The sequence below is a fragment of the Phyllobacterium sp. 21LDTY02-6 genome (assembly GCF_023554255.2).
Classification (GTDB): Bacteria; Pseudomonadota; Alphaproteobacteria; order Rhizobiales; family Rhizobiaceae; genus Phyllobacterium.
On the sequence record NZ_JAMJWD020000002.1, the window covers coordinates 724,971 to 738,590 of the forward strand.

Sequence of the window (13,620 nt, forward strand, 5' to 3'; positions counted from 1 at the left end):
TCTGGCTAGTCTTTTCTCAAGGTGCGGGCAAGCGCGGAAAGCAGCCGGCCATACCGCCCGAACGCTGCCGGCCCGGGCAGGCGGCACATCGAGGAAGTTTGAAACCGGACGGCTGTCGTGAAAAGGGCCGGATGATGATCCGGCCCTCTGGTCTCAGTTGGGAACGCCTTTTTTCGGATCAGCAGGGAAGGCCGCGTTGGCCTGTTCGCCGCGCAGAAGCTTCATTGCCTGGATCAGCTGCAGGTCGTCCTTGGCCTCCGGCGGCACATAGGCGATGGAGCCGGAACCTTCCGCATCTTCCTCCGCGCCCTTGATATGGCCCTTGAGGCTCGATTCGCTGATGGCCTCGGCCTTGCCCTTCAACTCGTCGGGCAGCGGCTGTTCCACGGTGATGTCGGGCACGATGCCCTTGCCCTGGATCGACTTGCCGGCCGGCGTGTAATAGAGCGCCGTGGTCAGGCGCAGCGCACCATTCTCGCCAAGCGGGATGATGGTCTGCACCGAGCCCTTGCCGAACGAGCGCGTGCCGAGCACGGTGCCGCGACGGTGGTCCTGCAACGCACCGGCCACGATCTCCGAGGCACTGGCGGACCCGCCATTGATCAGCACGATCAGCGGCTTGCCCTTGGTCAGGTCGCCGGCGCGCGCATCGAAGCGCGTGATGTCGTTCGGGTCGCGGCCGCGAGTCGAAACCACTTCGCCCTTGTCGAGGAACGCATCGGAGACGTCCACGGCCTGGTCGAGCAGGCCACCCGGATTGAGCCGGAGATCGAGCACGAAGCCTTTCAGCTTGTCCTCGGGGATCTTGCTCTGGATGTCCTTGATCGCGCTCTGCAGATCGTCGGAGGTCTTTTCGGTGAAGGAGATGACACGGACATAGCCGATATCGTTCTCGACGCGGTATTTCACCGCCTTCACCTTGACGACGTCGCGCACGATCGTCAGCGTGATCGGCTTGTCGGCGCCCTTGCGGATCAGTGTGAGCTCGATCGGCGTATTCACCTCGCCGCGCATCTTGTCCACTGCGTCGGTCAGGGTCATGCCGCGAACCTCGACGCCGTCGATCTTGGAAATGTAGTCGCCCGAGAGCACGCCGGCCTTGGAAGCGGGCGTATCGTCGATCGGCGCGATGACCTTGACGAGTTCGTTTTCCATGGTGACTTCGATGCCGAGGCCGCCAAATTCACCCTTCGTCTGCACGCGCATGTCCTGCGCCTGTTCCGCATTCATGTAGGACGAATGCGGATCGAGCGAGGTGAGCATGCCGTTGATGGCGTTTTCGACCAGCTTCTTGTCGTCGGGCGGCGTGACGTACTGGGCTCGCACACGCTCGAAGATATCACCAAAAATTGAAAGCTGCTTGTAGGTATCGGTGCCCGCAGCTTCCGCGGCGGTGGTGGGCAAAGCACCCTGCACGACGACCATAGCCGTCGCGCCCAGCAGCGCTCCAGCCAAGAGAAGCGACAGTCTACGTATCATTTGCGGTCCTTCCAGCAAGCCTATCCGCCCACCAGGGAGCGGGATTAATGGGTTTTGTATCCTTTCGGAACTCAATGTAAAGCATTGGAGCTCCATTTCTAATTGGAACAGGCGTGCTGCTGGCGATAAGTTGCTCGTTCATCACACCCACCGGTTCTCCCGCCAGTACAAACTGATTCTGCGAGACATTGATCTTAGCCATGCCCGACAAAACGACATGATACCCGTTCCCGGCATCAAGTATCAAGAGTTGTCCATAGGAGCGGAATGCGCCAGCATAAAGGACAACCGCGTCCACGGGCGCTGTAATCGTGGCTCCGGCACCGGTTTCCAGCGTATCTCCCTGGACGGTGCCGCCAAATCCGTCATCGTCGCCGAAGTGCCGGACCAGCTTGCCGGCCGCGGGAAAGGCGAGCCTGCCGCGCAGCGAGGCGAAATTCACCTGCGACGACAGCCGCTTCTGGTTGGAGGCGAATTCGTCGGCGCGCTTCTGGCTCGCGGCAAGCCGCTCCTGCTCCTGCGCGCTGGCTTCGCTCGCGGCGCGTTCCACCTCGCGCATTTCCTTTTCAATCGAGGCGATGAGGTCCTTCAGCGAATTGGCGCGCCGCGCCAGATCCTCCGCCCGCTTCTGCTCGGCCAGGCGGGTTTCCTCCGAACTCTCCTGCAGCTTCTTCTTCTCGGCCAGCAGGAGGTCGAGCTTCTTCCGCTCCTCCGCCTGCCCGGCCAACGCCTGCGTCAGCCGAGCCTGCTCCTCCGAAATCGAGGTCTTCACCCGGGTCAGTTCGCGCAGGTCGGCAAGCAATGTCTCGGTCTCATGCCGCATTTCAGGGACGACCGCGCCAAGCAGGACCGCGCTGCGGACCGATGACAGCGCGTCGTCCGGGCGGACGAGCAGGGCCGGTGGCGGGTTCAGCCCCATGCGCTGGAGCGCGGCAAGCACCTCGGCCAGCGCGCCGCGCCGCTGCCGCAGCGACAGCCTCAGCCCGTCTTCCCGCTCGCGCAGCCCGGTCAGCTTGTCCTGGAAGCCGGCAATATCCTCGCTCATCTTCTTCTCGGTCTTTGCCGATTGAATGAGCGCGGCGGTGAGCGTTGTCTGGTCCTTGCGAAGCCCGGCGATCTCCTGATCGAGCTGCGCCAGCTTTTCCGACGAAACCGACATGGCGTTCGTCAGGTCCTGCAATTCCTTCTGGGTTTCCGCCTTCTTCGCTTCCGCGGGCAGCGTGGCCTGTGCGGGTGGTGCGGGTGTCTGGGCCTGGACGGGCGCGGCGCAAAGCAGGCACAGAAGGGCAATTGCAAGCCGCCGCGAGCCGTGGCCCGCCAAGGGGATCGCCTGATATCGCCTGAAAACCATCACCCTGTCCGGACTATGCAAATCGATACGGAGCCTATTCGGCTTCCACTAACGAACCATTAACCATAAGCGGTCCGTTTGGACAGTAGCGTTCTGGGTAAGCGAGATGGCCAAATTGCGGCGGGGCCGTTTGTCGGTTGGGCTGCAGTGACCAGCATCAGCGGTGGGGAGCGCAGGAGTCATGAGGGTAGAGTGGATTAAATACAGAAAATCCGCACCACGCCCGCGAAATCGCGTCTGGTCATTGAAATGGGGGGAGACGGGCGGTCTTCAGCGCGTCAGTAGTGGTATCAGGGTCGAGGTCCGAAGACCGCCCGCGACGTCTTTGCCTGCTATTGCTGCGCTTGTCAGACGCAACAACCCGGAAAACGAAGCGCCACCTCCGTTTCCATCTGCAGTTTGCCGGCCAGTCGGGGTTGTCACTTCCGACCGTCCGGCAACGCCATCCTTTCCCAGCTTTCGAACAGCACCGGAAGCTGCTCCCCACTGGAAAGGATTTGTGCAGAATACCCCGGCTTCAAACAGGGGGGATAAGTTTTTTTGCGTGCCGGAAGGAAGAATGAGCGAAATCATAGGCTTGCAGGGCGAAATATTTTTTGAGGCCGAAAATCTATCCCACCACGTGGCCAGTTTGCCCCCGTTCAAGGCCCGGAAACGAGAGATGGCAATGATGCACTGCGAATCACGCAGCAACGATGGTGCAATCTCTTTGTGGGCCCTTTGTGGGCCCCTTTTGGGCAACCAAAAACACCCGCTGCGAGGCGGGTGTCATTGTCGTCAAAGACTATCAGGCACGTCTGATTATGCTTGCGATCAGCGAAATCAGCAGAAGGGCGAGGAATACGTAGAAGATTATTTGCGCAATGCCCGCCGAGGCGCCGGCGATGCCTCCGAAGCCCAGGGCACCCGCCACCAATGCTATGATCAGAAAGATTACCGCGTAATAAAGCATCATCGTCTCCCTTTAATTGTTGAACCGACAACGGTGAAAGTGCCGGATTGGTTCCACGGGGAGACGCCTTCAGCGTTCGGCTCAGACCTTGGCGCGGCTGCTCTCCTTGAAGAACAGCGCCTGGGTGATCAGCGCCTTCACCATGTCCGGGTTGAACGGCTTGGTGACGAGGAAGGTCGGTTCCGGCCGCTCGCCGGTCAGGAGCCGCTCCGGGAACGCCGTGATGAAGATGACGGGGATCGAATCCTGGCTCAATATGTTGTTCACGGCGTCGATGCCGGAACTGCCATCGGCAAGCTGGATATCGGCGAGGATCATGCTCGGCTGCGTCGTCGAATAGATCTTCAGCGCCTCGTCCCGGGTCCGGGCAATGCCGACGACCCGGTGTCCGAGACTTTCGACCATGTGCTCGATATCCATGGCGATCAGCGGCTCATCCTCGATGATGAGGATATCGGTGGCGATCTGCTGCGATATGCCGACGGAAGCCTCGTCGAGCAGCGCGTAGAGCTCTTCCTCGCTCACATCGAGGATTTCCATCGTTTCGGCCTGGCTGAAGCCTTCGAGGCTGATGAGCAGGAAAGCCTGGCGCGCCCGCGGCGCGATGGAGGTGAGATTGGCGGCGGCGTGCTTCTCCCAGCCGAATTCCGACTGCAGTTCCAATGGCCGCACATTGACCGAGTTGAAATGCTTGATCAGAAGCTTGTAGAGCCCGACCCTGTCGGAGCCCGCCTGGGGAAAGAGCGACACATCCGTGATGAGAATTTCAAGCGTCGCCGCCACATAGGCATCGCCGGAGGATTGAGAGCCGGTGATGGCGCGGGCAAAACGGCGGAGATACGGCAAATGTGGAGCTATCCGGGTGGACAATGACATTATGATGGGTTCCCATGTTCAGATGGTATCGGAATTTTAAAGAGTAGCGGACTTAAACACATTGGTGAAAAAAAAGTTCCATGGCTGGAACTTTTCGCTTCGTTCAGGATTAGGGCATGTATTGTGTCTAGTGAAAAAGCGTTGACATCGGAAAAGATCAGGCAATGAACCCAAAGAACAGCTCTTCTGACGCGCCGGCTTCCGCAGCGCGCATTCGTCGACGTGATACAAAAAATGCAGAAACCGAAATAGGCCTCAAGCTTCGCGCCCTCTACGCCTCCGTGCAGGATGAGGAAATACCGACCCGGTTTCTCGATCTCCTGGAGAAACTGGACGAAGCCGAGCGCAAACATTCACAATCCTCGAAATAGAACGGGACCAGTGAATGGTACATGAATCGAAAGACTTCAAACGGAACCTGATCGCGTCGCTGCCAAAGCTGCGCGCCTTTGCGGTTTCACTCATCGGCAATCCCGACCGCGCCGACGATCTTGTCCAGGACACGATCATGAAAGCCTGGGCAAAACAGGATTCGTTCGAACTCGGCACCAATATAAAGGCCTGGCTCTTCACCATCCTGCGCAATGAATTCTACAGCCAGATGCGCAAGCGCGGGCGTGAAGTGCAGGATTCCGACGGCATATTCACCGAACATCTTTCCGTGCATCCCTCGCAATATGGTTCGCTGGATCTCCAGGACTTCCGCAAGGCGCTCGAGAAACTGCCGGACGATCAGCGTGAGGCGATCATCCTCGTCGGCGCTTCGGGCTTTTCCTACGAGGAAGCCGCCGATATCTGCGGCTGCGCCGTCGGAACGATCAAGAGCCGGGTAAGCCGTGCCCGCACGCGGCTGCAGGAGCTGCTGGAGGTACAGGGCGAGGTGGATTATGGCCCAGACTCTATCGCGACGCAGGTCACTTCCAACAAATTTGCCTAGAGGGCTCAGCCGAGCGAGGCCGCGGCCCGCAGGATCTGCGCTTTCCCGTAAGGCTTGGTCACGACGGGCACGCCCTGCATGGCAATGATCATTGCGGCGTCGACCTCATATGCCGTCGTGCATATGACGGGGATGCCCAGTGCGCGCACGCGCAGGATCAGCGGCAATGCGGATTGGCCGCGTGCCGTCAGCTCGGCAATGGCAAGGTCGCAGGGATGGCCTTCGTTCAGCCAGCGGGCCAACTCGTCCACCGTCGAGGTGGCATGCACCGATGCGGCCCCGCATTCGAGAACGATACGCTCCAGTTCCAGCCTGATGAGATATTCGTCCTCGAGAATTGCCAGTTTCCGGCCGTTCAGGTCCATGGTCTCTCCACATCGTTGTGGGTCCTTATGGAAAGGGCCGGACGGCCTGTCATTTAACTAAGACATGTCGAACGTGAAGAAATACAAGGAACTCATGCGGGGCATGCTAGGATGTGCGGGGGTCGGAAGGTCGATGATCAGGGAAAATGATGCCATGTCCGGAATTGCAGCATGAAGAGCATTTCGGCCCCGGCAACAAAATATCTTTGCGCGAATTGCCCGCTGCAGTTCCATCGCCAGTTGCAGAACCATACGCCGGACGAAATCGCCTTCCTGTCGGATTTCCGCAATGGCGATCTCGTTGTCGAGGCCGGCGCCACGGTGCTGGTCGAGGGCGCCACCAGCGCTCATCTGTTCACTGTCCTTTCGGGCTGGGGTTTCCGCCACAAGACGCTCGAAGACGGGCGGCGGCAGATATTGAACTATGTGCTGCCGGGCGATCTGATCGGCCTGCAAGGCTCGTTGATGACGGAGATGCAGCATTCGGTCGAGGCGCTCTCGCCCCTCACCCTGTGCGTCTTCCGGCGCGACAATCTGCCGAAGCTGTTCCAGAGCTTTCCAAGCCTCGGCTATGACATCACATGGCTGGCCTCGCGCGAAGAACAGATGCTCGACGAGATATTGTTGAGCGTCGGGCGGCGCACGGCGCTCGAGCGGGCGGCCTATCTCTTCGCCTTCCTCTATCAGCGCGCCAGATCGGTGGGCCTGACCCGCGACGATCGTCTGGTCATCCCCCTGCGCCAGCAGCATGTAGCGGATACGCTCGGCCTTTCCATCGTGCACACCAACAAGACATTGAAGAAGCTGGCGACCAGCGGCGCGCTGCGCTGGATCGACCGCGGCTGCGAGGTGCTTGATATCTCGGTCCTGATGGCCATATCAAAATGGCAGGGGCTCCCTGAAGTGGCCCGGCCTTATATCTAGGCTGCATATATATGGACTGGAGGAACCCGATGGAGCTTTCGACGTCGAGGAGGGCCGGAACCGACGGCCGCCTGAAACGTTTGCCAGGGGCAGCAATCCGGGGATGGAACCCGCCAGACCTGCCCGCCGTTTCGGCGGCAGCAGCGGAGTATTGTAACTAAATCACCGAGTTGAGGAACCTTGGCGAAAACGTTGCGTTGAAGACGTGGCGTAGATAACTTAGCCGAAATCAGGGGGCGCCACTGAGCGGGCCGTCATCGAGTATGAAGTCAAACGGAATCTCAGAAAGCACTCAGTCGTTTCTTTCCGCAGAGTCGCGGCAGGATGTGATTTCGGCGCTGCTCGCAGCAACGAATGAAAACGATGCGGATCTGAAGAACCTTTGCAGCATGGCCCTCGCCATGTTTTCGGTCGATGGCGTCAGCATATCACTCGTGGACAAGGACATCAGCCACCGGCTTGCATCCGCCGGCACGGCGCAATTGCCCGATCTCTGGCCGCTCGAAGCCGAGGCGCTGACCGGCGCGCGCTGCCTCGTTCGCCGCGACGGCTCCGGCAATCCGGGCTTCGTGGCGACGGCGCCTTTCACGGTGGCCCGCGAACCGGTCGGCGTCATCAGCATCCTCTCCGCCGTGGACAAGCCCACTTTCGAATCGGACGATCAGGGGCAGCAGGGGCAGGGGCAGCAGCAGCTCGAGCGCTTGGCGAAGCTCGCAGGCTCGCTCGTCGAGCTCAAGCGCAATGCGCGGCTCGGAAGATCGGCAATGGAAGCGCTTCACCGCGAGGAGGATCGCAACGCCGTGGCGCTGGAAGCCGGCCATGTCGGCAGCTGGGTCTGGGACCTCAAGACCGGTCTCTTCACTGGCAACAAGATGGCCTATTCCATGCTTGGCCTCAGCGAGGAGAATCCGGTCACCGGCGAGGACGTGTTCCGCGCCATGCATCCCGACGATTTTCCGCTGATGAAAATGGCGATCACGCGGGCAATGGCTCATAATGAGGATTATGTCGGCGAGTTCCGCGCCGCTTCCTCCGGCCAGTGGCTGCTTGGCCGCGGGCGCATATTCGAGCGCGACGAGACCGGCCGGCCGGCCGTGGCGGTCGGCGTCAATATCGATATTACCGAGGCGAAGAGCGCGGGAGAAAAGACCCGGCTCCTGCTGCGCGAGCTCAATCACCGGGTGAAGAATACGCTGGCGATGCTGCAATCGCTGGCGCGGCAGACGCTCAACCGGACATCCGATCCCGCCGAGTTCATGGAGGCCTTTTCCGGCCGGCTGCGCGCCATTTCAGAAGCGCATACGCTGCTTTCCGACCGCGAATGGAGCGGCATCAGCCTGGTGGATCTCGTGACCAGGCAGGTCGAACCCTATGCGCTCTACGATTCGCATCAGCTGGAGCTTGTCGGCGAGGATATGATCCTGCCGCCGGACCATGCGCTCGGGCTCGGCATTGCCCTGCACGAACTGGCGACGAATGCCGCCAAGCACGGGGCTTTCTCGGCCGCGGCAGGCAAGGTGCGGGTGTCGTGGCAGATGGAGCGGGGGCTGGACGGTTCGCGCGTGGTGATCCAATGGACCGAGATGAACGGCCCGCCGGTCATGCCGCGGGACGAACGGGGGCTCGGCGAGCGATTGATCGAGCGAAGCCTCGACAAGGTCATATCGAGCAGCGTGCGATTGAGCTATCCGCCGACCGGCATGGAAGCGCTTATCTCCATGCCGATCGAGGATGGGTCAAGTACCGTCACCGGCTGAGCGCTTGCGCCGCGCCCGGCGTTCTGGCTTATCGCCGAGGAACATCAATGCACCCAATGCAATGGCCGGCACGGCCAGCAATGTCAGGCCGCGCGATTTGAGCAAGGCGGGGGCCGCGGCGACTGCCGCGACCGTGAGCAGCGCGGACGTATCGACCTTCGCCCGTTCCTTCTGGCGCTTGCGGGCCGCGGCCGCCGTTACCTTCATGATCACGAACAGGATCAACGCCAGCACCAGCGCCCCGATGCCGATGGAAAGGGAGGCGTAGAGCGGCCCGTAGCGTTCCGACAGGGCAATATAGGCGGCGACCAGAAGGAAGACGACGCCGATCGCCCCGAGAACGGCGATCACAGCCATGTAAAGCGCATTGCGCTTGATACGGTTGACGGCTGTGCCAACTTCGCCGGCGGCGACGCTGGTCAGGAATGGTGTCAGCAGCTTCAGCATTTTCTAGCGGCGGGTCAGGCAGGCAAGAAGGAACCCGATGCCGGCGGCGACGGCAACCGTCGTCAGCGGATTTTCCCGCACCGTTTCGGCAAGCTGTTCTTCGAGATCCTTTGCGCGCAGCCGCAGGTCGTCAAGGGCTTCCTCGCCCTTCAGGCGCGCAGTTTCCAGGGTTTCGGCGGCATTCGCCCGCGCGCCCCGGGTGGAATCCTTGCCGATCCTGGAAAGGGTTGCGGCGATATTGGCTATGTCCTCTTTCAAGGCCGCAACCTGCGCCTGCAGATCCTGGTCGGTCTGGGCTTCTTTAACTGCTTTGTCGATCTTGGAGGACACAGTGGCCATACGATAACTCCTGAGAGAGGTTGCAACTCATGGGTTCGGAACGCTCATGGGTTTGGAACGCAGGTGAATTTCATTTGTTCCACGCTGCGTTGCCGAGGGCAATATATGGCGGCGTTGGTTCCGCCTATTATTCCGCGGTTCCCCGCAGCAATATCCTGTCCCGGTCGGCATTATAGGCTTCGGCGCTATAGGCCGGATGAGCCTCCAGTTCCTGCTTGGTGAATGGCGTGAACACCGAAACCTTGCCCGCCTCGTCGGCCAGAAGGTCGAGATTCTCTATGGAAATGGCGATGGGCTTCTTGCCGATGCCGAGAAAGCCGCCCACGTCGACCACCAGCGCTTCCACCTGTCCGTCAGGCATCATCAGCGCGTCATTGACATTGCCGAGCGATTCATCCTCGGGTCCGAACACGGCCGCACCGATCAGCCGGTCCGCACTGACCGCGGCGGAAGGCACCGCCTTCAGCGCGCTGCGATCGGCAGGCTCCGGCTCCGCGGCGGGCGAGGCGCCGGCAAGCGGCTCCGTCTTGGTGAGGGCGCTGCGGTCGAACGCCGGCGCGGCCTGCAGTTCCTCCTTGCCGGCTGCGACCACGAGCCGGGCCTGGTCGCCTTCTCCCGCCCAGGAAAGTTCGCCGATGCCGATTGCGACTTCCTTGTCGCCGATCCCGAGAAAGCCGCCGACGCCGATGATGGCCGCCAGCGGTCCATCTGCGCCGACGAGAATATCCGTGACCTTGCCGATGGCGGCCGCATCGCCGCCTGTTCCGTTATAGACGTCCTGGCCGATCAGGTTGGAGACGAGAACCTGTCCCGCCTCGCCGGTGAGATACTGGTTCTGCTGCGGGTCCGCATTCTCCGGCATCTGCCCGAACAGCCCGCGCGTCTCCTTCGTATCCTGAGCCGCGGCATTGACGGCAAGCAGGGCGAGCGCAGCGGCGACGAAGGCTGACTTCGTCGCCGCGCCTCTCAGGGGCCTGTCGTCGCTCAAGACAGATATCCAAGCAGCCAGAGGATCAGGATGATCGGTAGAGGAAGGCCGATAAGCCATAGCAGGACACCGCGGAACATGCGCATTCTCCTTTCGATGCGTTCGATTAAGCGAAATCGGGCTCGATCAGATGCGGCCCATCAATATCAGGATGAGAAGCACCACCACGACGATGCCGAGCAGGCCGGACGGTCCATAACCCCAGTTCCGGGCGTGAGGCCAGGTCGGGAATACGCCGATGAGGGCCAAAATCAGTATGATAACTAGGATTGTGGTAATGGACATGATGTCTCCCGGCGGTTGAACCTGTTGTGTCATAAAACACGCCGGCGCCGGTTTCGTTCCAGGCCGCGGCGCTGGCCGGGCGAATGGCGAGACTGCAACCAAAAGGCGCGATCCGCGTTGCAGCACCGGGGTTGAGGGAGATACTGCCGATGGCTTACGAAGTGGGGACCGATCATGCCTGCGGATGAACCGGAAGTCGTGCCGCAGCGCGCCGTCGAGCGCGTGACCCGGCGGGCCGCCTATGTGGCCGTACCGGCGGAGCCCGATGGCGGCACGCAATTTCCGCCGGTCATCGTCGCCATCGCCATCGTCGCGGCGCTTTACTGGGCAAGCGATGTCTTCGTGCCCCTCGCTCTGGCGCTGTTGCTGACATTCGCCCTCTCGCCGCTGGTGACGCGCCTGCATCGAAGCGGCGTGCCGAAGGGCGTCGCGGTCGTCGGCGTGGTCATTGCCGCCTTCCTTGTCATTGCGCTCTTCGTTGCGGTGCTTGTCAGCCAGTTGAGCGTGCTGGCGCAGAACATACCGAGCTACCAGTACAATATTCAGGCGAAGATCAGGACGGTGAAGGATGCCCAATCCGGAAACAGCATCTTCGACCGTGCCTCGCGCACGTTCAGGCGGCTCAACGAGGAGATCGGCCGATCCGACGAGGTCGAGCGCTTCTCGCCGGCGACGGAGCCGGCGCCTGAACCAGCCGAAGCGCAGCGGCCGCCGCAGAACGTGACCTCGGACCCGCCGGCGCAATCTGCACCGCTCCGGCCCGCCGAGACAGGCAAGCCGGTGCCGGTGGAGATCCGCACGCCGCCGCCCGATCCTCTGCAGGTCCTGCAGACCGTGGCCGGGCCGCTGGTGCAGCCGATGGCGACGGTGGGCATCGTCATCGTCTTCGTGATCTTCATGCTCATGCGGCGCGAGGACCTGCGCGACCGCTTCATAAAGCTGGTCGGTGCGAGCGATATCCATCGAACGACGACCGCGCTGCACGACGCGGGCAAGCGTGTCGGCCAATATCTGCTCATGCAGCTCATCATCAATATCAGCTATGGCGTGCCGGTGGGCATCGGGCTGTGGGTGATCGGCATTCCCAATCCGGTTCTCTGGGGCCTGCTGGCGATCCTGTTCCGCTTCGTGCCCTATGTGGGGCCGATCATCGCGGCGGCGTTTCCCCTGCTTCTGGCGATCGCGGTCGATCCCGGCTGGATGACGCTCGTGTGGACGGCGGCGCTGTTCATCGTGCTCGAACTTCTCAGCAACAATGTCATGGAACCGCTGCTCTATGGCTCGCGCACCGGGCTGTCCCCGGTGGCGATCCTGGTCGCCGCCATCGTGTGGACGTGGATATGGGGTCCGATCGGCCTGATCCTCTCGACGCCGCTCACCGTGTGCCTGGTGGTGCTCGGGCGGCACGTGCCGAAATTCGAGTTTCTCGACGTTCTGCTCGGCAACGAGCCGGTGCTGATGCCGCCGCAGCAGCTCTACCAGCGGCTGCTTTCCGGCGATCCGGACGAAGCGACGGAGAAGGCGGAGGAATATCTGCAGACGGCGCCGATTCTCGAATATTACGGTTCGGTCGCCATTCCGTCGCTGCAACTGGCCGAGCACGATCGAAAGCGCGGCGTCCTCGATGTGCCGCGTCGCAACCGCGTCGCCCAGGGCATGGCCTTCCTCGTCGAAAATCTTTCCGATCATGACGATGACGAAGCGGAAGAGCAGGAGCCGAAGGAGGAGAAGGAGCAGAACGGCGGGAAGACCCGGGCGGCCAGGACGAAGGCCGGGTCAACTGCCGCACCGAAGCCGAAGATCGTGCTTTCGGGCGGCGGGCGCAGCAATCTCGACGATGCAGCCGGCTTCATCATCGGCGATATACTGGAGCGGCGCGGCTTCGAGGTGCGCGATATAACCCATGACGAGCTGGTTGCCGCCAACATAGGCAAGCTGGACCTGAGCGGGGTCAGTGCCATCTGCATCAATTACCTGGACTCCGCTTCCGTGGCCCATGCGCGCTATCTGGTACGGCGCCTGCGCCGGCGTCACGCGCGCATGAAGATCGTCCTCGGATTCCTCGGCGACGACAGCGATACGATCGACGGCGAGAAGATCGTCGCTTCGACCCGCAACTGCGTTTTTGCCGCCTCGATGGAGACGGTCATCGATGAAATGTCGACCTGAAGCGAATTCTTGAGCCATGGCCGAGCGGGGCGGGAACCAAGCCCGGCCTACTTCGTTGTTGCCCACGCTAGCCGAGTTTCGGCCGGCAACTCCAGACCCGGTGCCTGTTCCCCCGTGGGCGCCGGGTCGTCCCCCGATTTTTCCTTGCACCCGAGGCGGACGATCCGGAACAAGCTGCGCCTGCCAGCGTTCTAGGACGTGGTCGTTTCAGGAAAGGATGTTTTCCATGGGAAGCACGAGTGACAAGATGTCCGGCATGGCCAACAAGGCAGCCGGAGGCGCCAAAAAGGCAGTGGGACAGGCAACCGGGTCCCGGCAAATGGAGGCGGAGGGCAGGGCGCAGCAGATGAAGGGCGACGCCCAGCACGCAAAAGGCAAGGCCAAGGACGCAGTCAAGAAAGTCATCGACAAGGCCTGATGCCGATCGGGAACCGGCTACGGCCGGTTTCCAGCCGCTGACTGCACCCTATGCCCGGCGCGGCCGAAATCTATGAACCGGAGCAGCAGACAATGAGTCAGAGAGCAATCGACTTCGTCAACAATTGGATAGACGCCAATGTGGATACGAGTCGCCCGGCGGACATGGAGCACCATGACAGCCGGCCAAAGAAGCTGGCGGAACAATGCGCCGCGGCCGCGGCGGCTGCCGGCATCAGCGAATCCGAGATCAAGGACGGGCTGGGCGATCTGGAGATCTGCATGATCACCGCCATCGACCGCGCCGCCCTCGCCAGGGGCGCAGGCGGCTAGT

General features: G+C 61.6%; 16 protein-coding genes. 7 read left to right on the forward strand and 9 right to left on the reverse strand.

Going from position 1 to position 13,620, the window contains the following annotated elements:
• Positions 1–153 precede the first annotated feature (153 nt).
• The 4 genes from M8997_RS09800 to M8997_RS09815 all read right to left on the reverse strand — a co-directional run bounded on the left by M8997_RS09800 (position 154) and on the right by M8997_RS09815 (position 4,658).
• A complete protein-coding gene (locus M8997_RS09800) occupies positions 154–1,479 on the reverse strand; it encodes a S41 family peptidase (RefSeq protein ID WP_250016815.1) in 1,326 nt (441 codons plus the stop codon).
• Entirely contained in the window at positions 1,469–2,830 is a 1,362-nt protein-coding gene (locus tag M8997_RS09805) for a murein hydrolase activator EnvC (RefSeq protein WP_250016818.1), read from the reverse strand. The genes M8997_RS09800 and M8997_RS09805 overlap by 11 nt, the downstream gene beginning before the upstream one ends.
• Before the next feature lie 787 nt (positions 2,831–3,617).
• On the reverse strand, positions 3,618–3,782 hold the full coding sequence (locus tag M8997_RS09810; protein ID WP_027231091.1) for a DUF1328 domain-containing protein: 165 nt from the start codon (positions 3,780–3,782) through the stop codon (positions 3,618–3,620).
• A gap of 81 nt (positions 3,783–3,863) precedes the next feature.
• Positions 3,864–4,658: a response regulator gene (locus M8997_RS09815; protein ID WP_250016820.1), complete on the reverse strand. Its 795-nt coding sequence runs from the start codon at positions 4,656–4,658 to the stop codon at positions 3,864–3,866.
• A 164-nt stretch (positions 4,659–4,822) separates the two neighbouring features.
• On the opposite strand from M8997_RS09815, the gene M8997_RS22255 reads away from it, so the two are divergent.
• Both M8997_RS22255 and M8997_RS09825 read left to right on the forward strand, forming a co-directional pair.
• Positions 4,823–5,029: a NepR family anti-sigma factor gene (locus M8997_RS22255; RefSeq protein ID WP_250016822.1), complete on the forward strand. Its 207-nt coding sequence runs from the start codon at positions 4,823–4,825 to the stop codon at positions 5,027–5,029.
• A gap of 14 nt (positions 5,030–5,043) precedes the next feature.
• A complete protein-coding gene (locus M8997_RS09825) occupies positions 5,044–5,595 on the forward strand; it encodes an RNA polymerase sigma factor (RefSeq protein ID WP_250016833.1) in 552 nt (183 codons plus the stop codon).
• 5 nt (positions 5,596–5,600) lie between these two features.
• Here M8997_RS09825 and M8997_RS09830 read toward each other — a convergent pair whose 3' ends face one another.
• Positions 5,601–5,960 (reverse strand): hypothetical protein, encoded by a 360-nt coding sequence (locus M8997_RS09830; RefSeq protein ID WP_250016835.1) that lies wholly within the window; start codon positions 5,958–5,960, stop codon positions 5,601–5,603.
• Positions 5,961–6,131: 171 nt separating this feature from the next.
• Between M8997_RS09830 and M8997_RS09835 the strand changes: the two genes are divergently transcribed.
• Entirely contained in the window at positions 6,132–6,884 is a 753-nt protein-coding gene (locus M8997_RS09835) for a Crp/Fnr family transcriptional regulator (RefSeq protein ID WP_250016839.1), read from the forward strand.
• A 326-nt stretch (positions 6,885–7,210) separates the two neighbouring features.
• The gene (locus M8997_RS09840; RefSeq protein ID WP_252597196.1) at positions 7,211–8,641 is read left to right on the forward strand and encodes an HWE histidine kinase domain-containing protein; all 1,431 of its coding nucleotides are present in this window, start codon (positions 7,211–7,213) and stop codon (positions 8,639–8,641) included.
• Here M8997_RS09840 and M8997_RS09845 read toward each other — a convergent pair.
• The 4 genes from M8997_RS09845 to M8997_RS09860 form a co-directional block, all read right to left on the reverse strand.
• The gene (locus M8997_RS09845) at positions 8,621–9,088 is read right to left on the reverse strand and encodes a hypothetical protein (protein WP_250016853.1); all 468 of its coding nucleotides are present in this window, start codon (positions 9,086–9,088) and stop codon (positions 8,621–8,623) included. The two genes, M8997_RS09840 and M8997_RS09845, sit on opposite strands and share 21 nt — an antisense overlap.
• A 3-nt stretch (positions 9,089–9,091) precedes the next feature.
• The gene (locus M8997_RS09850) at positions 9,092–9,427 is read right to left on the reverse strand and encodes a YqjD family protein (protein ID WP_250016862.1); all 336 of its coding nucleotides are present in this window, start codon (positions 9,425–9,427) and stop codon (positions 9,092–9,094) included.
• 127 nt (positions 9,428–9,554) lie between these two features.
• Positions 9,555–10,415, reverse strand: coding sequence for a PRC-barrel domain-containing protein (locus tag M8997_RS09855; RefSeq protein WP_250016870.1), 861 nt, complete (start codon positions 10,413–10,415; stop codon positions 9,555–9,557).
• Between the two features lie 126 nt (positions 10,416–10,541).
• The gene (locus M8997_RS09860) at positions 10,542–10,700 is read right to left on the reverse strand and encodes a DUF3309 family protein (protein WP_250016878.1); all 159 of its coding nucleotides are present in this window, start codon (positions 10,698–10,700) and stop codon (positions 10,542–10,544) included.
• 174 nt (positions 10,701–10,874) lie between these two features.
• Between M8997_RS09860 and M8997_RS09865 the strand changes: the two genes are divergently transcribed.
• The 3 genes from M8997_RS09865 to M8997_RS09875 all read left to right on the forward strand — a co-directional run bounded on the left by M8997_RS09865 (position 10,875) and on the right by M8997_RS09875 (position 13,619).
• Positions 10,875–12,869, forward strand: coding sequence for an AI-2E family transporter (locus tag M8997_RS09865; RefSeq protein WP_250016886.1), 1,995 nt, complete (start codon positions 10,875–10,877; stop codon positions 12,867–12,869).
• 226 nt (positions 12,870–13,095) lie between these two features.
• Positions 13,096–13,287, forward strand: a complete 192-nt coding sequence (locus M8997_RS09870; RefSeq protein ID WP_250016894.1) for a CsbD family protein — start codon at positions 13,096–13,098, stop codon at positions 13,285–13,287.
• A gap of 92 nt (positions 13,288–13,379) precedes the next feature.
• A complete protein-coding gene (locus M8997_RS09875; RefSeq protein WP_250016902.1) occupies positions 13,380–13,619 on the forward strand; it encodes a DUF768 domain-containing protein in 240 nt (79 codons plus the stop codon).
• The last annotated feature ends 1 nt before the right edge of the window (position 13,620 follow it).